This window comes from Aliiglaciecola sp. 3_MG-2023 (genome assembly GCF_030548205.1).
Taxonomy (GTDB): Bacteria; Pseudomonadota; Gammaproteobacteria; order Enterobacterales; family Alteromonadaceae; genus Aliiglaciecola.
On the sequence record NZ_JAUORV010000016.1, the window covers coordinates 116,447 to 139,422 of the forward strand.

The window sequence follows — 22,976 nt, forward strand, 5'->3', positions numbered from 1 at the left end:
AAACAACTGAGATACCTTTATCGCCGTCCAAAAACAACCCTCTTTGGGCCAACTAGAATGCATAAAAAAACCGAACGAATCAAAGATTACGTTCGGTTTTAAAATGTTTATTCAGGTAATAAATACCTATGCACTATTAATCATGCAACGCAAGTTATGCAATATTAAGTGCTGGAATGATCTTGTCTTTGGCTGCATCTTCAGCTTTCTTAAACTCTTCGATACGGTCGAAGTTTAAGTAGCGGAACACGTCACCCGACATAGACTCAATCTTATTCGCATATTCCATGTACTCAGCAGTAGTAGGAATACGGCCAACGATAGCCCCTACAGCAGCAAGTTCAGCAGAACACAAGTAAACATCAGCACCATCACCTAAACGGTTAGGGAAGTTACGTGTAGAGGTGGATAGTACAGTTGAATTAGCCAACACACGTGCTTGGTTACCCATACATAATGAACAACCAGGCATTTCTGTACGTACGCCTACTCGACCATAGATGTTGTAATAACCTTCATCCATCAATACCGCTTTGTCCATCTTCGTTGGTGGAGAAATCCACAAACGTGTTGGCAAGGTTTTGTTGTATTGCTCAAGTAGTTTACCAGCAGCACGGAAGTGTCCTATGTTGGTCATACATGAACCGATGAACACTTCATCAATTTTTTCGCCAGCAACGTCAGATAATGTTTTCGCATCATCTGGATCGTTTGGACAACATAAAATTGGTTCATTGATTTCATCAAGATCGATTTCAATGGTTTCAACATATTCAGCGTCTTTGTCAGCTACCATAAGCTCAGGATTCGCTAACCATTCTTCCATCTTACGTGCACGACGCTCAAGGGTACGAGGATCGCCGTAACCTTCGTTGATCATCCAGCGTAGCATGGTGATGTTAGACGTTAGGTACTCAGCAATTGACTCTTCTGACAATTTAATAGTACAACCTGCAGCAGAGCGTTCTGCAGAGGCATCAGACAATTCAAATGCTTGTTCAACTGTCAGTCCGTCAAGGCCTTCAATTTCAAGAATACGACCAGAGAACGCATTCACTTTACCTTTCTTCGCAACGGTCAATAGACCTTGCTTGATAGCGTAAAGAGGGATCGCATGAACAAGGTCACGTAAGGTAATACCTGGCTTCATTTTACCTTTAAAACGCACCAATACAGACTCAGGCATATCAAGAGGCATGACTCCAGTTGCAGCAGCAAAGGCAACCAAACCAGAACCTGCTGGGAATGAAATCCCCATTGGGAAACGAGTATGTGAATCACCACCAGTACCGACAGTATCTGGTAATAACATACGGTTTAACCAAGAGTGAATAATACCGTCACCTGGACGAAGCGATACACCACCACGATTCATAATGAAATCAGGTAAGGTATGCTGAGTGTCGATATCAACCGGCTTAGGATAAGCCGCGGTGTGACAGAAAGACTGCATAGTTAAATCTGCAGAGAAACCTAAACAAGCTAAATCTTTCAGTTCATCGCGGGTCATTGGGCCAGTAGTATCTTGCGAGCCAACAGTGGTCATTTTAGGTTCACAATACGTGCCTGGACGAATACCATCAACACCACATGCTTTACCGACCATTTTTTGTGCAAGTGTATAACCTTTACCCGTATCAGTTGGTTGATCTGGCTTACGGAATAAATCTGTGGCACCTAAACCTAGGGATTCACGTGCTTTTTCAGTTAAGCCACGACCGATGATCAAGTTAATACGGCCACCAGCGCGAACTTCGTCTAACAATACCTCAGACTTATATTCGTACTTGGCAAGTTCTTCACCGGTTTCTGAGTTTGTAATACGGCCTTCTAGTGGGTAGATATCAATCACATCGCCCATGTTCATTTTGTCAACATCGGCTTCAAATACTAAGGCACCTGCATCTTCCATTGTGTTGAAGAAAATTGGCGCAACTTTACCGCCAATACAAACACCACCGCCACGTTTATTCGGAACACCAGGCAAGTCTTCACCGAAGAACCAAAGTACTGAGTTAGTTGCAGATTTACGTGAAGAACCTGTACCGACTACATCACCAACAAAAGCAACAGGGTGACCTTTCGCTTTCACTTCTTCAATTTGTTTAAGTGGACCAATTTCACCGTGTACTTCTGGCGTTAGACCATCACGGGTCATTTTATAAGCAGCGCGGGCATGCAAAGGAATATCAGGACGCGACCATGCATCAGGCGCAGGTGACAAGTCATCAGTGTTAGTTTCACCGGTAACTTTAAATACGGAATAAGTAATTTTTTCAGGTAGATCTGGACGAGATGTGAACCATTCTGCATCAGCCCAAGATTGCAAAACCTCTTTCGCATACTTGTTACCTGCTTTTGCTTTTTCTTCAACATCATGGAAAGCATCAAACATCAACAAAGTATGTTTCAACTCTTCAGCGGCCAGTTCAGCTAAATCTTCATTATCTAAAGCAGCCACTAAGGTTACGATATTATAACCACCGTGCATATTACCCAGTAATTGAATGGCTGCATCTTTTGATATCAACGGAGACGTAGCTTCATCATTTACGATAGCAGCTAGAAAACCCGCTTTTACATAAGCGGCTTCATCAACACCAGGAGGAACTCGCTCAGATAACAACTCTAACAAGAACTCTTCTTCGCCAGCAGGAGGATTTTTTAGTAATTCAACCAAACCAGCAACTTGTTCTGCATTTAATGGTTTAGCGGGGATACCCTCAGCGGCACGCTCTTCTACGTGTTTACGATAAGCTTCTAACACTTTTTGGTCCTTTTAAATTATGAATACAGAGAAATGTGGCGATAGTATAAATGTAAACGTCGAAAAATTGAATTATTCACAACGATTATTTATTTATAGCCAGCATACATGAAATCAATATATATCAATCATATTTAATTATTTCGAATTCTTTGCAAAATACCTCTTAATGATTCGCTGTCACCCTTAGTATCTTACCTTTTTCGGCATCAACCAGTAAATACAAAGAACCATCAGGATGTACTTTAACATCACGCAATCGATAACCTAACTCAGAGAACAAAGACTGCTGACCCACCACTTTATTTTGTTGCATTTGAACCCAAATCAGTTCTTTCGATTTCAAACTTGTGACTAACAGATCTCCGCGCATTTGCGGAAACATCATGCCATCATAAACGGTGATACTGGATGGCGCGATAGAAGGCGTCCAATCAACCAATGGTTGGCGCATCCCTGGATATTTTTTAAAGGGGCTAATAATTGCCCCAGAATAATCTTTGCCATTCGTAATCACTGGCCAGCCATAGTTATCACCTTTTCGAATAATATTTATTTCATCCCCACCAGCGGGACCATGTTCGTTTGAAAAGACAAGATTACGGATAGGATCGTAAACTAGCCCCTGAGGATTACGATGACCTATGGAATACACAGATTGGGCGAGATTTTTTTCTGTTTCACCAATGTAAGGGTTATCTTTAGGGATATCGCCGTTATCCAAAACCCGTAGTATTTTGCCCATCTGATTATTCACACGCTGGGCATTTTCGCGAAAGTCAAAACCGTCCCCCGAGCTAATTAACAAGGAATTATCCCCTAAAAAAGTCAATCTCCCGCCATAATGAACCGGTGTATTTCGAAAAGGTTTTACAGTGAAAATAACTTGGCGATCGACTAATTGATTGTTTCGCAATTTAGCCCGAATAACTTTGAGAGTATTACGTTCATCATTACCCGCCGAATAGGAAAGATAAATCCAACCATTGGATTGATAGTTCGGATGGAGCACAACATCCAAGAGTCCGCCTTGGCTTTTCACGTAAATATCTTGGGGAAGCCCTTCTATGGGTTTACTCAAGGTAAAATTCACTACTTGCCGCAAATTTCCAGAGCGTTCTGTGACTAGGAATTGATTATCTGAAATAAAGGCAACAGACCAGGGGAAGTTCAACTCAGACACAATCTCTTCAACCAAAAATGCATCTAAATTTACCTGGTTTTTAGCATTCACAGGGGGGTTAACCCATAACAAATACACGACTAGTAAGGTGAAAAATCGAATGCCCACAAACCATTCCTTAGATTAAAACCACAGCAATAAATTCTGTGTTTTTCTTAAAATCAATTATAAATATACTCACAAAAACAAAAAATGCGAACTTAGCAGATCCTATTTATTTTTTATTGTGGGGATGAAAGTTGTTACATTTCATCTCAAGGTCCACACTAGGTAACGTGACGACAATAAGGTTAGCCTATGAAACAAAATATTAAACTTGGATTGGATTTTCTTGCTGCGACCCTCAGTTGCTTTATTTTAGCGAGCCTTTTTCACACACAATTTGTTCTTCACGAGTTAATCAAACTGGATGTGATGATCAACTGGCAAACCAGGTTGTCTGCTTCAGGTAAAGATATTCTTGGTCTGTTTCCCTCATATGGAGTCATCATTTTTGTAGGTTTGTTACTGGCATTTTTAAGTGTTTATTGGATAAATCGTCTCTTTACTAAACCACTCCCATGGTTATACCCGCTAAGTGGTGCAGTGGCTATGTTTGCGATTTTATCCGCCATGCAACCTGTTATGGACATAACCTTAATCGCTGGAGCAAGAACCCAACTGGGGATAGTTGCGCAATCTCTGGCGGGACTATTTGGCGGTTGGGTATTTATGTATCAACGACAGCAAAAATCCAGCAAGCAATAACGCTAAAACACAAGATTGAATGTTTCTAGGTTAATCACCGCGAGCGAATGGAGCTCTTCTCAAGGACATTCTTTTGGCCATTCATAGATGCAAATAACGGGGTTAGTGGGTGATATCAGAATGAGCATTTCGATTTAAATGCAAATCAGTATCGACTAAATGCCCATCCATTCCCCATGCGCGCATTTTTTCCACTGCCCATTCAGCAGTTTGTTGAGTATGACATTCGTTACATGCATTCGGAGAGTTGTCTAACCCCATTTTGGCTGATAATAGCGGATTGGGAATAGTGCCAACATTATGACTGCGCACGAAGTAATCTATTCCAGACACCTGATTCAGCAAGTTTTTGGGCATGTGGCAATCATAACAAAAAGAACCTTTAGTATTTGGCGCATGCCTGGTGTGAGTTGCCAAATTTTGTTGTATGGGTTGGTGGCAGTCTAAACAGAACTGATTACTGACTTCGGAAGCTTCTAAAATTCCAAATTTAGCAGGCTGTTTATTGTCATGGGGATCATGGCAGTCATAGCATCGCATATCAGTTTGTTCGTAATGTGCAGAGTCGGCAAAGGAACGAAACAATGTTCCTAACCCTTTGGGACGACCATCAGGCCAAACTTGTAATGTTGGAAAAGTACGACCAGGAACTGTCTCAGCTTCGGTAAAGTATTCGGATAAATCATTTAAATTACCAGCATGATCATAACCTGGAGAATAAGTACGGTATGCATCCATGCGTTTACGTAAAATGTCAGCCCCGTGACAACGAGCACAAACACTCAATGCAACGCCTTGCGAATGATCCGCGGCGTTCATGATGTAGGGAACAGGTTCATTAAATAATTTTAGATTAACCAAAGACATCATACGGTTAATCGGTTTATCTTGCATATAATCAACATGCTCACTGCCAGGTCCATGACAGACCTCACATCCAACCCCATCCTCGGTCCACTTAACATTAGCAACGGTATGAGCCCTGTCTTTACTTATTTGTTGTAAGTTGGTGGTATGACAACGGGCGCAATACAAATTCCAAGCTGAATTCAGTGGTTTCATTTGCTCCCATAAGTCATGGACTGTTTCTGGGCTTTGTTCCTGCTCGTTCCAATAAGCAAAAAACTCACCTCTGGCCACAGACCATTGCACAGGTAAACGCCTTAATACCCCACCATCCTCTTGAGTCAGATAGGTTTGTCGATACTGATAACCGATCACTTTATCGATTTTAAACGGCTTGTAGTTTTCTGAATCAATATCCTTAAGAGCTAAATAGAATTCATCACCTTGACGGAAAGATTTCACCGCTGGACTAGTTTTATTGGGGTCGGTATTTAAGTAAAACGTACCATTATTGAAATTTCCCACCACCGTACTTTCACTGGGCGCATGCGTAATATTGTGATGGGGCGATTTCAACCATGCGTCATAATTAATAATATGGCAATCACCACACACTTCGCTTCCCACGTACTCGGCATGAAAAACGTCGTCATAGTTTTCTTGACTAAACCAAACCAAGGCCACCGCCGCAACGATTAAGCCAATAAAAATAGATAAGAATGATTTAAGTCCCATAATTCCTAATTACTGTTACTAACACATAGTAAGTCAGCAGTGCCTTTACCTTAATTTAATTAAGCGTTCCAACGCTTAAAAATAAGAGAAGTATTAATTCCACCAAAGGCAAAATTGTTACTCATAATGTAATCGGTTTCGAACTCTCTTCCTTGCTGCACAATATAATCTAACTCACCACAACTATCATCAACATGTTCAAGGTTAGCTGTAGGATGAAACCAGTTGTTACGCATCATTTCAATCGCGACCCAAGCCTCCAATCCTCCGCACGCACCTAAGGTATGTCCGGTATAGCTTTTCAGTGAACTGATGGGAGTATGTTTGCCAAATACAGCTGATGTGGCTTGAGTTTCTGCAATATCACCGCGATCTGTCGCGGTACCGTGAGCGCTTATATAACCAATTTGCTGTGGAGAAAGCCCCGCGTCTTCAAGGGATAAGCGAATGACTTGCTCCATGGTTTTCGCTGAAGGTTGAGTAATATGCTGGCCATCTGAATTAGTACCAAAACCCACCAGTTCGGCATAGATATTTGCACCGCGCTGCATAGCATGCTCATATTCTTCTAGCACCAAGGTGCATGCGCCTTCTCCGATCACCAAACCATCTCGATCTTTATCAAAAGGCCTGGGGGTTTGCTGTGGAGTATCATTCTTTGTGCTCGTTGCATAAAGCGTATCAAATACCGCAGCTTCGGTTGCACACAAATGTTCACAACCACCCGCCAACATCACTTTTTGTTGACCAAATTTAATTGCTTCATAACCTTGCCCGATCCCCATACTAGCTGAAGTACAGGCACTAGAAGTAGTATAAACTCGGCCTTTCAACCCAAAATATATACCGATATTTACCGGTGAGGTGTGGGACATCATTTTGATGTAGGTATTGGCATTCAAACCATCACAGTTATTGTGCAGCAACATGTTTCCAAAATCGGCAATAGCTCCTGTGTCCCCAGCAGATGAACCGTAAGAAACGCCCGTTTGGCCACTGGTTAATACATCCGCATTAAGCAAGTCTGCATCAATTAAGGCATTTTCAGAACTGACCACCGCAAGTTGCGCGACTCGCCCCATACTGCGTAAATCTTTTCTAGAATAATGGGCAGGTACGCTAAAATCGACCTTAGCACCCAGTCGGGTATTCAACCCTTCATAAATATCCCATTCGGGCATTTGCACAATCCCGGTTTCACCCGACTTTAACCGACCAAAGATGGTTTCCCAGTCGTTTCCAATCGGCGAAAAACCTGCAATTCCTGTTACGACAACTCGATTCATTAATACATTCCACCATTGACAGAGATTACCTGTCGAGTGACATAACCTGCATCTTCAGACATCAAAAACCCGACTGCGGCCGCCACTTCTTCCACTTTCCCCATGCGCTGCATTGGGATCATTTTCATTGCTTCATCCATATGTAAACCTTCGGTCATTTCAGTATCGATGACACCGGGAGCTACACAATTTACGGTTATTTTACGTTTTGCTAATTCTACCGCTAAGGCCTTGGTAGCACCAATAATTCCAGCTTTCGATGCACTGTAATTAACTTGACCACGATTTCCCATTTCTCCTGAAACAGACGACAGCGTAACGATTCTGCCAGATTTACGGCGTCGAATCATAGGCATAACTACAGGGTATAAGACATTGTAAAATCCATCTAGATTAGTGTGGACAACTAAGTCCCACTCTTCGGCTGGCATTGCAGGAAAGGCATTATCTCTGGCGATAGAGGCGTTACATACAACACCGTAGTATGCCCCATATTCTTCAACATCCTGTTCCAACACTTGCTTAGCTTGCTGCCGATCTGCGATGTCAAAACAAATAATTCTAGCACTACGACCCATGTCAATTATTTGCTCAACCACTTCTTCAGCAAGTTTTACGTTATCGCGGCAATGGACCACAATATCAAAACCTTGTTTAGCAAGCCTTAAAGCAATGGCTTTACCAATCCCCCGACTAGATCCCGTTACTAGTACCGTATCCGTCATTGTGACTCTCCTTTTAAAAATGCTTCGGCATCGTCAGGCTGGAACACATTCAGCTTTGCCGATGCCTCAAAACCATTGCCGCGCAATACTGCATTAAATACGTTTAAGCCGTTGTCTGCTTCCATTTCCAATTGCACTTCAATGGTCAACGCACTACCAACAGGAAAATAGTCAACACTGGATTGGTATTTTCGACAGCCTAATAAAAATCCTAACTTAGGTTTTAATCCAGATTGCCGTTCCTTACTGCCTGCATAAGCGGCTATACCTTGCGCTAAATACTCAATACCGACGACTGCTGAAACCCCTTGTTTTTCAACAAACATGGATTCAGGTTTAATTTGTAACCGTGCTTTTAACCAGCCATCACCAAATTCAAGCACTTCATCTAACAAGCTCATTCTACCCGAGTGAGGCACAAACTCAGAAATATTATAAGTTTCCATATCAAGCCCGCCCTAATATCAAGGAAATATTATTGCCGCCAAAGGCAAATGAATTACTCAACACATAATTTATGGATGTAGGTTGTTGCCAATTTGCTTCAGCGAAATATAACTGGGGCAACTCTGGATCGGCTTGCTTGTCCCATAAGTGGGCTGGCATAAAGGGTTGTGTACTTTCATCTGCTAGCATCAACCAACAAATTCCCGCTTCAACCGCACCAGCGGCACCGAGAGTGTGCCCGGTAAATGGCTTGGTAGAACTGCACAACACATTAGTAGAAAAGATAGCATTAACAGCTACCGATTCCATCTGGTCATTAAGCTCGGTTGCAGTGCCATGAAGATTAATATAGTCAACCTGAGTTGGGTCTAATTGAGCATCTTCAAGGGCTTTTTGCATACATTGGATTGCCCCCTTGCCTGCCGGGTCTGGGGCTGAAATATGATGAGCATCACTACTTTCACCTGCACCGAGCAATTCGACGCCAATTTTCTGCCGGCTAACTAGAAATAGCCCCGCTCCTTCACCAATATTAATCCCTTTTCGATTGACACTGAAAGGATTGCAAATGTCCTCACTCACTGCTTGTAAAGAACTGAATCCTTGAACAGTGAGTTGACACATAGTATCAACACCACCTGCAATAACCGCATCGCATAACCCAGCAGATAAAAGCCTACGAGCAGTGGCTAAGGCCTTAGCTCCTGAAGAACAGGCCGTTGATATTCCGTATACAGGTCCTCGAGCACCTATTATTTCAGCAATAAATTGTGCTGGAGCGCCCATTTCTTGCAAACCATAATCATAAGATTCAGGAAGGGTATCCGTTGTCACCCACTGTTCAATTGCTTGCTCACTTTCAGCAATCCCCGATGTACTTGTACCAATAATAACGGCAACACGATGTTCACCAAATTGCCTGATAGCATGATCAACTTGTGTTCTTATTTGCTGAAGTGCTGCGTAGGCACATTGGTTATTGCGACTGTGCCATTTTTTATGTGTTAATGGGATTTCAGGTAGTTTCCCTTCAATCAAACCAAGAGGAAGCGCCGGACCTCGATGATAACGATCCGACTTTGTTAAATTGACATTACCTGTCTGCAGATTACGCTTTACCTCGTCACCATTATTTCCAGCGGCACATAATATTCCTAAAGCATTGAGGTAACATTTATCCTGTATCACAACCTTTTGTACTCCAAGGTTTCAATTTCCACAGTGTATTGATGGGCATAGTTTTCTAATATCAACTGATGATTAGCCAAATAATCCACTCTTAATTTAATCATTCCATCAAGTGACAACGTACGATATTCGGGCTTAATTTCTAATAACCATCCTTTATCGGGCTGGTAGAATTTATGTAAAGCCTGTTCGGGCCAAAGGGCAAATTGTAACATGCTCAGCACCTCTTGAGCAGGCAGTTTGTTGTCACCAAGACTTTGCTGACTTAACTTCTCGCCATCATATTGCATCGCGTACAAAGACTGACCAGTTGGCAACAGTCCGCGTAATTTAATTTCCGATTTATCAATCTTCAATACCACTAGCAACTTGCTATTATTAGTTTTAGATTTCAGTGCTAAACGTTGTTTATAAACCGCCGATTCAGGTCCATCTACTGGCGGTAACAACAGCAAAGGAAATGCCCGCTTCGCGCTACTATTGAACAGGCTGCATGCCCCCAACATGAGGCTCAGACAGAGAACAAAAATCAGTCGTTTTGACATATTTGTGCCAAAGTCGTTAGTCGGCTTGGATTATGCACATAAGGGTTTTTAGTGTCCCAGGCGTAACCAGCCAAAATAGAACTGATCATGCGTGTGATATTGCCGCTTTTCTGATTTGAGAAAACCACATCTTGAAAACGCTCGTCATACCATCCTTCAACGAATTCCTTAAAGGTTTTCACTCCCACCTTTAATTTTTGCGCGTATTCCTCTTCCCAGTCGGGTTGCAAACCACGCAGTTGCCTATCAACAGCCTCTGCAGCCAAACTGGCAGAGGTCAACGCTATAGTAACGCCTGATGAAAAAATAGGGTCTAAGAACTCTCCTGCATTACCCAGCAATGCATAATTTTCACCATATAAGCTAGTGACGTCACAAGAATAACTGCCCAAAGTGCGAAATTCGGTATCAAACTCGGCATTTTTGAGAAACTCGGCTAATTTACCCGCTTCTGAAATTAACTGTTGTAAACATTCTCCAGGGCTTCCCGTCATCGTCTCTAAAAGTGCTGGCGGGATCACCACGCCAACAGAAGCTCTGCCGTTACTAAAAGGGATTAACCAAAACCAAACATCGCTGTGTTGAGGATGAACGGTAATAAGAATCTTATTACGATCAAACTCAGGGGCATCAATATTATCTTTGATGTGGGTAAAGATAGACTTTCGTGTGCCTAAGGTTGATGGTTTTTCCAAATTCAATAGCTTAGGCAATACACGGCCAAAGCCACTGGCATCCAACACAAAGCGCCCTTGAACTTGATAGTTTTCCCCGCTATCAGTTTCAACACTAAGTATACTCAATTGGCCTTTGGTGTTACACGCAGTGAGTGTGTGCCCGTAACGAAAGGTTACCCCTTGTTTGGCAGATTCATCGGCGAGTATTTTATCAAATGATTCTCGTTGTACTTGAAAGGTCGTCCCCCAACCGTCTGAGAACTTTTCGCGGAAATCAAAATATTCATATTGGTCCCCACGACAAAAGGCTGCACCATTTTTATGCTGGAAATTGGCGTTCTCGACTGCCTCCAACATGCCCGCCTGTTCCAGATATGTCATACATTGCGGCAACAAACTTTCGCCAATGGAAAAGCGCGGAAAGTGCTGTCTTTCTAATACTAAAACTCGATACCCTTTTTGATTCAGTAGCGCTGACGAAACCGCTCCAGCAGGTCCTGCACCTATAACTACAATATCGAATGTATCCATTTTATTTTGCACTACCGAATATCTCCATTGTTTTAATTAATATTGAGTGAACTTTTATCATCTTAAAATCTAAATATTGTGTTTTTGCACGCGCATAGCAGGCGTGATTAACCAAACAAGGGTTAAACCGATGAGCACAGTCAAGCCAAAGTGATGTAACACTGGGGTGTTGCTCCAAGCCAGCAAACCAAATGCTAACAAGCTTGTAAAGCTAGACAAGGAGACAGCTAACCAAGTATGTTTACTCTCCCCCGACTCTGCCATAAAAATGCCCATATCCAAACCAATGCCTAACACTAAAATAAGGGCTAATAAATGAAACATGTTCATCCCACCTTCAATTAAGGTGATGCTTGCCAAGGCCAAAATCGATCCTAAAAAAGGAGGTAAGACCACTCGCCATACCTGCCAGCGGTATCGCCATACTAGAATGAACAAAACAATCACATAAGCCAATAAAACCAACTGGGTAACTTGTACTCTGTACTGTTGCATCACATCTGAAATATTACTGACTTGGTCAATTAATATAAGGTCTTCGTCTGCCCCAATCAGTTGCTCTATGTTTGATTTAGCTTGCTGGTTAAGATAGCCAGAAAAGCGAATAATGGTTGCACTGTTGTTAAACTCATCATTGACTAATAAATCTTGCCATGGCGCACTGTTTTCCATTTCCAACCAACGTTCAAGGGTGAGTACTTGGCCATCAGCTTGACGAAAAGCCTGGTAAGCGGCGACTAACTTACTCTCATCAAACTTTAGCTTTTTAAACAGTTCAGGTAGTTTTTCACCATAAAGATTTGCCACTAACTCATAGTTTTGAAGTTGCGTGGATTTTGCCGGTAGATGGGTCGATAAACCTTGAAAACTCGGTATAACTTTGTCTTGGTGTAACGCACTTAATTGCGTAAATAGCTGCTGTTCTTTGAGTAAACAAGCCTCAACAGTTTGCCCTTTTACAAGTATAAACTGTGTGCTGCTATTTGTGCCAAGCATGGCCTGGATGGCTTTTTCTTGCTTAAGTAATGATGCAGGTGAAGTCTGAAGAAGCCGTATATCATCTTGTGCAGCACCTTTGAATACAATGACAAGGGCAATCACGGTTATTGCCAATAACAACACCAAACTCACTGGATGAGTACTGAAGAGAGGAATTTTATTACGTAGCAGGAACAATTTATCTGCAAGGGGTAAACTCATTTTGGCATCTTGCATGGTTAAAACAGGGAACAGCAAGACCACGGTCAGCCAGGAAGTAATTAAGCCAACGACGGAGAACACAGCCATTTGCTGCAACCCTGGAAAAGGTGCAAATGCTTGCACTGCATAAGCTAAAACACTGGACAATAGACCAAGAAGCAACCCTGGTAAAATTTTAGCGAGCACTTTATGTGAATCAAAGTATTGCCTTTCACAGACAAAATGCAACGCGTAATCGATAGATACTCCCACCAACCCCGCACCGAAGGCAAGAGTGATTAAATGCACATGTTCAAAAACCAATAGGGTGATTGCAATAGCACTTAAGCAGCCAATAGATACAGGAAGTAACATCAGCAAAATCGGTTTGAAACGACGAAATACAATTAGCAGTATGAGAATAATGCCAATCAGCGAGCCTATACCGATACTTGAGATTTCCGTCCTTGCCTGATCTGCTCCAGCCGCAGCGTGTAAAATCATTCCTGAGCTGGTCAATGAAATATTATTCTCTGCTAATGCCTGACGTTGTTCTGATATAAACCCCATCACCGTTTCTTGTATGGGCAACGAATAAGGTTCTTGGTTAAACGTGACTAAGAGTAAGTAAGTTGGCAGAACTGTGTTTTTAACCTTAAGAAAAGAATGACTAATTTGAATGTTGATATCAATGGTTTGCTGTTGACTAAGCTGTCCGTAAAAGCCAAAAGGATCTTCAATTAGCTCGACCTTACTGGCATTAACAGGGCTAAAAAGGTTCGCCAACGTACGCCGCTCAAATTTCTCATAATTCGCAGCCTGTAAGTCTGCATGACTAGCAGAATCGAGTAATACAAAACGATAAGAAAAAAGTTCGTTCCGTAAATCTGCCAGTTGGTTATTCTCAACTTGCCAGCGCACCTCAGACACCGGTGATAAAGCCGTTAAATTTTGGGCTAAAGCAGACACAGATTGGATTATCTTAGTTTCATCTTCACCGCTAAGTAACAATAATAGACGTTTGGAAAATCTGGCTGACGTTTGCTCAATTGCTTGCTGAGCAAGGGGTTGTTGTTCTGATTTTGGCAACAGTGACATAATACTTGAATCGAATGCCAGTGGGCGACTGAACGTCCAAACCATTAGGCTAACAATCACCACAGTCCAAATTAAGGCTGCCGCCTTTTGCCAATTAAATTTCACTTATGTTGTCTCAAGTGGTCGAATTGAATTTCAGTGTAATCGCCGTTACTTTCATAGAACTTTAAATAACGTAAATAGATATCACCTTTCAATTCAACATGACTAATGGCTTGCGCAAGGGCTGTGTCTTTTGGCGTTAACGACACCGACCAAGTTTGCTGGTCAATTTCACCGCTTAACTCAAAGTAGTTTTCTAACTTTTGCCATTCTGAAGTCAAGACTGAAAAGAACACTTCACTTAACAAGGTAACAACAGGATTAGATTCCGCTTGCAAGCTCATCACTTCCACGTCATCTTGGTGACTTACAATGCTAGATGGTGTCATTGTCACTAAGTTTTGAATCGGAGAGAGTGTATGCCAGTGAACAACTTGCCCCTGAAGGTAGTCAAATTCACCTGTCGATTCCAGGCTCACATCAAAGTCGTTCAGATACTTTTGCTGTACAAACTGTCCTTGCAAAAATTCAGGGGAACTTGAAATAGCATTGAGGGCGTTAATATCAAATTGAGCCAGTACGTTGTTCGGCCAAAAAGTAAAGCTACTAATAAAGAAGCACACTAATAGGGTGTTTTTCATTTTGAGAGTCCCAATTTTTCAAATAATATTGGGGGTGACTCAAACATCATTTCTTTGCTTTCAATTTCCACTGCCACTTGCACCGTAGATGCTTTAGTAAGGCGTTTACCCGATTCCTTATCAACAATTTGATAGTTTATTTTTAACCTATTTTCCCATTCCACTATTTTTGCTTTAACGATAATTTGTTGTTGAAAACTCAGAGCCGATGCATAACGAATGTGCAGGTCGATGACAGGCCAAGCATAACCCGACTGCTCCATTTCAGGAAAGTTGTAAGCCATTTTATCAAACAACGCACAGCGCGCAATTTCAAGATACTTAACATAGTGCCCATGCCAAGCTATGCGCATCACATCGATATCATGAAAAGGTATGCTAATTTCGACCTGGGCTTCTATCATTTGGGTGTTCCTTGTTAAATCACTCGTGGCGGTTAAACCTGCACTATTGCTTAGCAGTTATTATTTAGGTGTTTTATTATCCGATAGCCAGAAAGGAAAAAAGTTAAACCACTGCAAAGGCGCTTTTATGCAGTAATGTTGTAATCTATTTGCATAATTTTGAACCACTAAATCTAATTGTTGTTGACGTTCTTTACGAGCAAACTTTAGTTGCTCCGAAAATTTTTCCACATAAATATGATAGTTTTTTCGCTGCTTTAAACAAAATAACAGATAGACAGGACATTTTAACAAACTCGCTAAAATGAATGCTCCTTGGGGTAAATGAGCAGGTTTACCTAAAAAGTCCACCTTAGATATTCGTCCAACATGCTCTGGTGTGCGATCACCGGCAATGACAATGAGCTCTCCCCGTGCCACTCGCTCAGCTAACATTATGGCGGTGGCTGGTGATAAGTCATTGACTTGCAGCAATTCCGCATGGGAATTACTGTCTAATTGCTGCATAAGTGAATTAATCTTTTCGGCGTGTTCGGTATTCACAAGAATGGTTAATTTCACTTCATCGAGTTTTTGCCGCAGGGCATTACAGACTTCAATATTGCCTAAATGGGACACCACTATTAAGGCCCCCTGACCTGATGCTTTGATGCTATCAACCACTGAAGGAGTCTCGAATACAATTGCGTCAGGGGTTATTCGTCCCATCCAAACTAATAATTTGTCTAACAACATGTTCCCAAACGAGATGAAATGCTTAAAACTATTTAACTGTGAGAATTGATCAGGGGATAAAAATGGTTTCAAGTAACTAAGGTATTGTTGCGACGAGTGCCTCGCTGTTTTATTGGTTAAATAGTAATACGCCATAACTGGCAAAAGTATTACGCTAAACACTGTTCTACCAAATAAACGATAGATAAAGAGTAAAATCTTAATCCCTAATACGGTGCCGTTTTCCTGTACTTGGGTCCAATGGGTAATATTCTTTTGCATTTAAAATTTCTGCCATAATAGCTTAGGCAAACGCACAAGCATTCCAAAGAATAGTCGTGTATGCATCCAGCTTATTAACACATTATCGTGGACTAAATTAAAGTGAGAAACGCCGTCAGTTGGATAGTTGACTTTGGTTTGTAAGTTAATTATCTGTCCATTTTGCCATAACCAGCGGACGATAATTTCAGTGTCAAAGTCCATGCGATTACCGCAAGGATTTTTTTCCAACAGCTGATTAAATTGATTGACTGGATATAACCTGAATCCGCACATACTATCTTTGATTGTAAAAGAAAGTGTGTTAATCCACACCCATACATGGGTTAGATAGCGGCCATAGTACCGACCTTTAGAAATTGTTTCATCGTACTGAGGATAACCAGCAATGAGAGCTTTAGGATGATGTTCACCGGTCTCCATAAACTCAGGAATATCGGCTAAATTATGCTGGCCATCAGCATCGACCTGCAAGCCGTGACTAAACCCCATTTTAGCTAAATGACGCAGGCCAGACTTCACAGCATGCCCCTTTCCACCATTTTGCGGTAACGATAATAATGTCACTTGTTGACTATATTGTTCAGCTAATTGCCGAAGCACTGTAGCACAAGCTTCATGACTACCATCATCAACGAGTAACACAGGATAACCAAACCTCAGCACGTCACTCAAGGTACCGACAACAGCCACTTCATGGTTGTACACTGGGATTAAAATAGCAGGTTTAAATTCAGCGTTACGCAAAACAAATTCGTCCACTTGAGTGAAGCCCCTTATCTGAGCGATAAGAGAAACTGACTTTCTGCTTTTGGGAATTAAACACTAACACCAGATCTATCTTATCTTCAGGCTGAATAACACCCGAAAACTTAATCACCTCTAAATGACTAAAACGACCTGAAATAACAAAATACTCTGCAGCATATTTTTGCGCCCAGTGCACCTGCACAACACCCGGTAAAATAGGGGCTTGTTCAAAATGGCCGTCAAAATAAACGAGTTCTTTAGGCATAACACAAGCAATCTTTACTTCTGCTGTTTCTTTATCAATAGATTTAATAATTGGCCATTTAAGCAAGGCAGGCTGCTCCATTAAAGCTTGCAAGGAAGCCAAAGTGATCTTACCTTGCGAATTATAAGGCATTGTATCAACAAATCGCCAACGTCTGGGCACTACGATTGTTTCAAAACTTTGCAGCAATAAAGTGCGTAATGTTTTAATGACCTTGGGGCGGCCACAGTGCATTAATTGTATTTGCCCGGTTTCACTGAGTATTAATACAACTGCAACTTCAGTTCGTTTGCGAGCAATGGAAAAAGCTTTCGCTTCTGAAACCCATTCATGTTGGCTCAATACACTTTCAATGGCATTCAAAGAAACTCGTTTTCCCTCGATTTTGACAATGAGATCTGATCTGCCTTTTAATTCAAAACTACCATCAGGGTGAATTTTTAGCTGATCGTTGAGATAGGGAGAAGACTTATCCACGAAGTCAGAGCAAACCTTAACCAAGTCCTGTTGTTCAATTTCAAAAGAAACATCAGGTACGCACTGCCAACGAGCTTCTCCTTTTGACTCGGTTTGCTTTCGCCACGCAATCACCCCAGTCTCGGAACTACCATAAATTTCCACCAAAGGTGCATTTAGCAATTTACTCATACGCAATGCATCGGCTTTTTTCAACGGCGCAGCGGCTGAAAAAATGTTTAAACATTCTGCCTTCATTGATGACCAAGCTAAGAGTTCGTTTACCCGCGAAATATGAGAGGGACTGGCAACAAGCACATATTGAGTTAAGTGTTGAGCGTTATTGAATATATCTTCGGTGTACTCACATAATTCAGTTAAAAATGGTTGGCCTGAGCTAAAAGGACGCAATAACCGAAAGGTCAACCCGTATAAATGTTGATGGCTAACGGTAGACAATATCCTAGCTCCGGGAACAGCAGGAAACTGCTGTTCTAGGCTTTGTAATTCGCTCTCGAGTTGGCCGATGGTTTTCGCTATTGCCTTGGGCTCACCACTGGAACCCGAAGTATACAATTCTACTGCCACTTGTTCTCTATCAATGCCGGTAAAGTGTAAGTTAAGGGTTTCTGAATCTTGGCCTGCGGGCAGCAGAGTAATGCTATTCTCCATTTCACCAACGCCGCCATCCGCGTCATTTAGTAATCGAGAGATTGTGGCTGGACGGTTATCGCCAGGAACACAAGCAACTCTTTTGAGATACCAAAGTGCATAAACAATGGATAAGAATTCGAAAGGATCGCTGTGATATACAACCCAACGTTGCCCCACATATTGTGACAACGCCTGATGCCAACGATAAACGTTAGTTTTAAAATCTTCGCAGGTTAATTCGTTTCCACAACGGATGGCAACGTTTTGATTAGGACGTGATTCCGTCCAATTTGATAAAGAAAACTTTTTTGACATACTAGGCCTTAATAACGTGTTGCCTAATAAGCCATTCAGAAATACCCAAGATCCCCATTAGCACATATGCGACTAGCCCGTTGTATAACATCCAAACTTCATCCTTTGAAAATAGCGCAGTAAAACACGCTATTGAGCCATTAAAGACAAAAAATATGCTCCACGCGACTGTGACCTTGCGAGTATAAACGACAGCTTTATTGGGTAATTCAGGTTCTTTTAAACGTGCGAACTTTTCGACGATAGGAGTGGCAGTAAAAAGACTGCCAGCAAACAACACAAAAAAACTCAAATTCATCATAACCGGATAAAACTTCAGGCCAAGTTGTTGGCCTGCGAACATGATGACACATCCCATTACTAATAACGTGATTAGAATGACGTTACGTTCTGAGGATTCTCCAGATGCACACCAACGCAGAGCTAGTATTGAAAACACAAAAGGAATCAACCATTTCCCTTCAATTCTCTGTAACCCGAAATAAACAACAAATGGATAACTGATACTCAATATAATAACCACTAAGGTTAAAAGTTTTTTCATCAGTTATTCGGCCGTTAATTTATTTACCTGTTCAACAATATCATTTACGGTTCTAACAGATTTAAAATCCTCTGGTTTTATTTTGATACCTGTCATTTTGCGTAGCTCTACGACCAAATCGACGGCATCAATGCTATCTATATCAAGGTCTTCGTACAAATTTGATTCTGGGGTGACCTTAGCTGGTTCCAATTCAAATAGTTCCTCAAAAAGCGCAACAACTTTTTGAAAAGTATCTTCCTGTTTTTTCATAATATCGACTTACTTTATATTGTTCTGTGATTTTTTACTAAGTCAGCCAAGGCATTCACATTGGCGAAGTGAGCTCGGGTTTCTTCCGAATTCGAATCAAGTTTAATTCCATAGCGTTTTTGTAACGCCAATCCTATTTCTAATGCATCAATAGAATCCAGTCCGAGACCATCAACAAATAATGGATCGTCATTATCAATTTCTTCTGCTTCTACATCTTCAAGATCAAGACATTCTATAATCATTTCTTTTAATTCAGTTTGCAACGCTGTCATTAACTCCAACCTCAGCATTAAAATATTTAGTTAAATAATCAGTCAGCAACCTCGCATTTTTTGTGCTATTTGATAACTGAAAGTCACTCACTTTAATTATTGGATTTGCCGATATATTAAAATGCATGGGACTTGACGGGATATGATACCACTTATCTTGCTTAGTAAGTGATATAGGCTCACAACTAATTATGACTGGTGTTATATCAACATTAGTTCTGATAGCAATATTAGCTGCTCCGCGCTTTAATTGATGGGACTTCCCCGGAACACTTCGAGTCCCTTCTGGAAATACAATCATAATTTGTTGTTTATTAAACACTTCTTTTGCATCAATGAGAACATCATTTGCTTCACCATTATTAATGGTATACCCCGCAGCTCGAATGGCCCCGCGCATAAACGGATTACGCAATAATGCACCTTTTACCACACAGTTAGCGTTGGGGATAAGTGCAATTAAAAACACGACATCCAATAGAGTTGGATGATTAGCAAGTACTAACTTAGCCTGTCTGAGTTCTTTCGCTCCGTGAATTTCATAGGTTAATACCCCTAAGAATCTCATTAACTTAATAAAGGATGAGAAGGCTATATGAATAAATTTCTGACCTCTCGCTTCTCTTTTTAATCGAGTACCAGGTAATAAAAATAAGACAGGCACCACAATAACCGGGATGATAATCCCCCCAACGCCGAACACAAAAAAACTAAAAGCAGTGGCAAACCAACGCCACGCAAAATTTAATTTAGCCTGCATGATTAACGGTCTTTTGTAGTGCCCATGTGGAGCCATTCAGTCGACATTGATAACCATCGGATTGGTCAAGTAAAAATGCCAGAAATCCTTGTAATTCACTTTTCGGATTCGAATGCAAATGTTGACCAGCCTCCCCCTCTTTTTGATAGGTCAATGATAATGAATTTTCGTTGTCTCGACTCAACACCAATGCTAAAGCATAGGGAAATTCCGAGCTTTGACTGAATGGTTGATACAACGAAGGCAAAGGCATGTCGTAAACAATACAAAGGACTTTTTCGGATACTTGCAATTGGCCGATAGCTTCAAACAGAGCACTGGCAATCAAACCTTGCATAGCCGCTATCGCGGTTATTTCACGATTGTTATGATGAATAATTGAAAACAAGCCGCTGACGGCATTGTGTACCGCTAAACTAAACCCCGTTGGTGACATATCTTCATGTTTACCAATCCCCTCTAACAATGAGAGTGTGAGTTTAGTGTCACCATGTTGCGAGGCAAAAACACAAGGAATATTAGGATCTTCAAGCCCCAACTGGTGAATGGCACCCATGGCACATTTACCCAAGGTGTTGAAGCGTCGTCGCAACATCATAGGTACATGTTTCAAGTTAACCTTCAATTGATGTTCCGCAATATCAGTATTTTCAGATAACCACTTAGTCCAATCCTCTTTAGTTTCCAGAGATGGAGCTAGCGCTGTCCATGCTTCTAACGTAAAACCCGCCAAATAAATCTCCGTGTGCAGTTATCGCAAGTAAATTAGTCATTTTTCGCCAGCATTTTACTTCACTGACTCATTATTGCAACGAAGTGCAGAAAGTTTATTGGACTGAAACAGTTGACGGTGAATTCCTTTCTAATTAACCTTTCGCGGTAAGTCAGGGATTTCACTGTGACTGTGTAATTAAACATCCGAAAATAACCCAAATGGAGATTAGGACAACATGAAAATTTTTAACATTGTAGTAGGTTTATCTTTGATACTAATGGCGTCAAATACGATGGCGCGGGATACCAAACATATGTATTCAATTCAAGAAGCGATGGAGTCAGCTGATTTTAAACAGAGGTTAGATCCTAATATTGCCCTTTATTTTGGCGAGCAGGCACATGGTGAAGTGAAAAAAAGCTTAGGCAGTTACCCTACAAATAAAAAAACCAATGCGTTTAATAAAAGCGATGATGAAGCTTGCCAATGGGTGTTGTTGTCAGCGCTATTAACCTTGCAAGAGCGAGCCAAAAAGGAAGGTGGTAACGCCGTGATCAATATAGCCAGCTATTATAAAAAGAATACAGTGGTTAGTGAAACAGAATACGAATGCCATGCGGGTGCATTTGTTGCAGGTGTAGCCTTGATGGGTGAAGTGGTAGAACTTGCAAATTAATTTCAAAAAAGATGTCGATTTTCAACTTTGGGAAACCAGAGTTGAAAATCAGCAACAAGATATCGAATCAACCGTTCTACAATATTTATCTCCATCGGAATACATAAGGCTAAATAACCTTAGCCATACCAAAAAACAACGAGAATACCTCTATAGCAGAGCGCTAATTCGAAGCGCGTTTAGCCAAGTTTTTGATGTCCCGCTTGATTATTGGTCAATAGTCGATAGCGCAAACACACTTCCGGTAGTTACTAATTTACCAGTATCATTAAATTACAGTTTATCCCACAGCAATAACGTCATTAATTTTGCAGTTTCTCACGTTCCAGTAGGGATCGATCTGGAACAATATAAAGCGAGAAAAAACCTGTTACAAATGGCTAAGTTATTTATGACTAAGACTGAATATCTTCATTTGCAAAGACTCAAGGAAATGGAAAAGCAAAGCTACTTTTATCGCATTTGGTGTGCAAAAGAAGCTTTTTTTAAATCCTTAGATGCAGATTCACAGAAGAGTTTTAGCCCGATAAATATTTCCATCGAAAATAATGAAATGCATCACTTAGACCTAATTGACCATAGTGATGCACTTTTTGCTCGAATAATTATTTTAAGGAAAAACTAAATACCCCGCTAGGAAGGGATTGACTAAGATCCAAATATAACGACTAAAATTGCAAACAATGCTCCTGCAGCAGCAATTTTAACGCCGCTTTTAAACATAGGCAATTTCGGCATAAACATTAAAAATGCCGAAATAACAAAGAACAACAATCCCACACCAAAGCTAATATTCAGGAAAAAAAGTGGGCTACCTGTTGTCGCCTTATGCAATTTAACCAGTTTAGCTAGGGGGGCTGGATAATCCATTTTATGAATAGTGGCTTTCCCCGATTGCTTGTTATATTGCCCCTGATTGAAAATCACCAAACCATCGGCTTCGCGTTCTACACTAAATCCTTTAATACCAATATGCTCAGCTAAAGCTTTGCCACTCAAACCTTTATCTAACTGGCGTTGCTCTACTTGCGGATACTTTAAAAAATCTGTTTTACGGAATATCAGCAAGGTGCCACTTACGGCATAAATTGCCATTATGCCTGCTAAAAAAAAGCCTAGCCATCTGTGGTATTTACGAACCGCATTATGAAATTTAGGTGAAGCCATTAAATCCTCTTTAAAATCGTTTATATTGAAATCCAAAACACCTTTAATGTTTGGTAAGTTAACTTTCAAGATAATAAATCTCGGCAAAAGCAATCATCTTGATAATGAAG

24 protein-coding genes are annotated in these 22,976 nt (G+C 41.1%); 3 read left to right on the forward strand and 21 right to left on the reverse strand.

Annotated features, from left to right (window positions below):
* Positions 1 to 154 precede the first annotated feature (154 nt).
* Both acnB and Q4574_RS17210 read right to left on the reverse strand, forming a co-directional pair.
* Positions 155 to 2,767, reverse strand: a complete 2,613-nt coding sequence (gene acnB, locus Q4574_RS17205) for a bifunctional aconitate hydratase 2/2-methylisocitrate dehydratase (protein ID WP_303475771.1) — start codon at positions 2,765 to 2,767, stop codon at positions 155 to 157.
* Positions 2,768 to 2,933: 166 nt separating this feature from the next.
* Positions 2,934 to 4,058, reverse strand: coding sequence for a PQQ-dependent sugar dehydrogenase (locus Q4574_RS17210; protein ID WP_303475774.1), 1,125 nt, complete (start codon positions 4,056 to 4,058; stop codon positions 2,934 to 2,936).
* A 189-nt stretch (positions 4,059 to 4,247) separates the two neighbouring features.
* On the opposite strand from Q4574_RS17210, the gene Q4574_RS17215 reads away from it, so the two are divergent.
* Complete coding sequence (locus Q4574_RS17215; protein ID WP_303475776.1) at positions 4,248 to 4,697, forward strand: hypothetical protein; 450 nt, start codon at positions 4,248 to 4,250, stop codon at positions 4,695 to 4,697.
* Positions 4,698 to 4,799: 102 nt separating this feature from the next.
* On the opposite strand, the gene Q4574_RS17220 is transcribed toward Q4574_RS17215, so the two are convergent.
* The 18 genes from Q4574_RS17220 to Q4574_RS17305 form a co-directional block, all read right to left on the reverse strand.
* Positions 4,800 to 6,278 (reverse strand): multiheme c-type cytochrome, encoded by a 1,479-nt coding sequence (locus Q4574_RS17220; protein WP_303475779.1) that lies wholly within the window; start codon positions 6,276 to 6,278, stop codon positions 4,800 to 4,802.
* Between the two features lie 59 nt (positions 6,279 to 6,337).
* The gene (locus Q4574_RS17225; RefSeq protein WP_303475781.1) at positions 6,338 to 7,564 is read right to left on the reverse strand and encodes a beta-ketoacyl-ACP synthase; all 1,227 of its coding nucleotides are present in this window, start codon (positions 7,562 to 7,564) and stop codon (positions 6,338 to 6,340) included.
* On the reverse strand, positions 7,564 to 8,289 hold the full coding sequence (gene fabG / locus Q4574_RS17230; protein ID WP_303475784.1) for a 3-oxoacyl-ACP reductase FabG: 726 nt from the start codon (positions 8,287 to 8,289) through the stop codon (positions 7,564 to 7,566). The genes Q4574_RS17225 and fabG overlap by 1 nt, the downstream gene beginning before the upstream one ends.
* Positions 8,286 to 8,735, reverse strand: a complete 450-nt coding sequence (locus Q4574_RS17235; protein ID WP_303475786.1) for a hypothetical protein — start codon at positions 8,733 to 8,735, stop codon at positions 8,286 to 8,288. The genes fabG and Q4574_RS17235 overlap by 4 nt, the downstream gene beginning before the upstream one ends.
* 1 nt (position 8,736) lies before the next feature.
* Positions 8,737 to 9,924, reverse strand: coding sequence for a beta-ketoacyl-[acyl-carrier-protein] synthase family protein (locus tag Q4574_RS17240; protein ID WP_303475789.1), 1,188 nt, complete (start codon positions 9,922 to 9,924; stop codon positions 8,737 to 8,739).
* Positions 9,921 to 10,469, reverse strand: a complete 549-nt coding sequence (locus Q4574_RS17245) for a DUF3261 domain-containing protein (RefSeq protein WP_303475791.1) — start codon at positions 10,467 to 10,469, stop codon at positions 9,921 to 9,923. Before Q4574_RS17245 ends, Q4574_RS17240 begins: the two co-directional genes overlap by 4 nt.
* Complete coding sequence (locus Q4574_RS17250) at positions 10,454 to 11,677, reverse strand: NAD(P)/FAD-dependent oxidoreductase (RefSeq protein ID WP_303475844.1); 1,224 nt, start codon at positions 11,675 to 11,677, stop codon at positions 10,454 to 10,456. The genes Q4574_RS17245 and Q4574_RS17250 overlap by 16 nt, the downstream gene beginning before the upstream one ends.
* A gap of 69 nt (positions 11,678 to 11,746) precedes the next feature.
* Positions 11,747 to 14,059 (reverse strand): MMPL family transporter, encoded by a 2,313-nt coding sequence (locus tag Q4574_RS17255; protein WP_303475794.1) that lies wholly within the window; start codon positions 14,057 to 14,059, stop codon positions 11,747 to 11,749.
* Positions 14,056 to 14,637: an outer membrane lipoprotein carrier protein LolA gene (locus Q4574_RS17260; RefSeq protein WP_303475796.1), complete on the reverse strand. Its 582-nt coding sequence runs from the start codon at positions 14,635 to 14,637 to the stop codon at positions 14,056 to 14,058. Before Q4574_RS17260 ends, Q4574_RS17255 begins: the two co-directional genes overlap by 4 nt.
* A complete protein-coding gene (locus Q4574_RS17265) occupies positions 14,634 to 15,041 on the reverse strand; it encodes an acyl-CoA thioesterase (protein WP_368411652.1) in 408 nt (135 codons plus the stop codon). The genes Q4574_RS17260 and Q4574_RS17265 overlap by 4 nt, the downstream gene beginning before the upstream one ends.
* Positions 15,042 to 15,101: 60 nt before the next feature.
* Positions 15,102 to 16,037, reverse strand: a complete 936-nt coding sequence (locus Q4574_RS17270) for a lipid A biosynthesis acyltransferase (protein ID WP_303475799.1) — start codon at positions 16,035 to 16,037, stop codon at positions 15,102 to 15,104.
* A complete protein-coding gene (locus tag Q4574_RS17275) occupies positions 16,038 to 16,799 on the reverse strand; it encodes a glycosyltransferase family 2 protein (RefSeq protein ID WP_303475802.1) in 762 nt (253 codons plus the stop codon).
* Entirely contained in the window at positions 16,777 to 18,477 is a 1,701-nt protein-coding gene (locus Q4574_RS17280; protein WP_303475805.1) for an AMP-binding protein, read from the reverse strand. The genes Q4574_RS17275 and Q4574_RS17280 overlap by 23 nt, the downstream gene beginning before the upstream one ends.
* Position 18,478: 1 nt before the next feature.
* Positions 18,479 to 19,021 carry a hypothetical protein gene (locus Q4574_RS17285; protein ID WP_303475808.1) on the reverse strand — a complete coding sequence of 181 codons (543 nt, stop codon included), beginning with the start codon at positions 19,019 to 19,021 and terminating at the stop codon, positions 18,479 to 18,481.
* A 3-nt stretch (positions 19,022 to 19,024) separates the two neighbouring features.
* Positions 19,025 to 19,273, reverse strand: a complete 249-nt coding sequence (locus Q4574_RS17290) for an acyl carrier protein (protein WP_303475811.1) — start codon at positions 19,271 to 19,273, stop codon at positions 19,025 to 19,027.
* Positions 19,274 to 19,287: 14 nt separating this feature from the next.
* Positions 19,288 to 19,548: a phosphopantetheine-binding protein gene (locus tag Q4574_RS17295; protein ID WP_303475814.1), complete on the reverse strand. Its 261-nt coding sequence runs from the start codon at positions 19,546 to 19,548 to the stop codon at positions 19,288 to 19,290.
* Positions 19,529 to 20,308 (reverse strand): 1-acyl-sn-glycerol-3-phosphate acyltransferase, encoded by a 780-nt coding sequence (locus Q4574_RS17300; RefSeq protein ID WP_303475817.1) that lies wholly within the window; start codon positions 20,306 to 20,308, stop codon positions 19,529 to 19,531. The genes Q4574_RS17295 and Q4574_RS17300 overlap by 20 nt, the downstream gene beginning before the upstream one ends.
* Positions 20,298 to 21,041 (reverse strand): beta-ketoacyl synthase chain length factor, encoded by a 744-nt coding sequence (locus tag Q4574_RS17305; protein WP_303475819.1) that lies wholly within the window; start codon positions 21,039 to 21,041, stop codon positions 20,298 to 20,300. Before Q4574_RS17305 ends, Q4574_RS17300 begins: the two co-directional genes overlap by 11 nt.
* 217 nt (positions 21,042 to 21,258) lie before the next feature.
* Here Q4574_RS17305 and Q4574_RS17310 point away from each other — a divergent pair, with 217 nt between their 5' ends.
* Together Q4574_RS17310 and Q4574_RS17315 are read left to right on the forward strand one after the other, a co-directional pair.
* A complete protein-coding gene (locus tag Q4574_RS17310) occupies positions 21,259 to 21,699 on the forward strand; it encodes an excinuclease ATPase subunit (RefSeq protein ID WP_303475823.1) in 441 nt (146 codons plus the stop codon).
* Entirely contained in the window at positions 21,689 to 22,324 is a 636-nt protein-coding gene (locus Q4574_RS17315) for a 4'-phosphopantetheinyl transferase superfamily protein (RefSeq protein WP_303475826.1), read from the forward strand. The genes Q4574_RS17310 and Q4574_RS17315 overlap by 11 nt, the downstream gene beginning before the upstream one ends.
* A gap of 23 nt (positions 22,325 to 22,347) precedes the next feature.
* Here Q4574_RS17315 and Q4574_RS17320 read toward each other — a convergent pair whose 3' ends face one another.
* Positions 22,348 to 22,866, reverse strand: coding sequence for a hypothetical protein (locus Q4574_RS17320; RefSeq protein ID WP_303475829.1), 519 nt, complete (start codon positions 22,864 to 22,866; stop codon positions 22,348 to 22,350).
* Positions 22,867 to 22,976 lie beyond the last annotated feature (110 nt).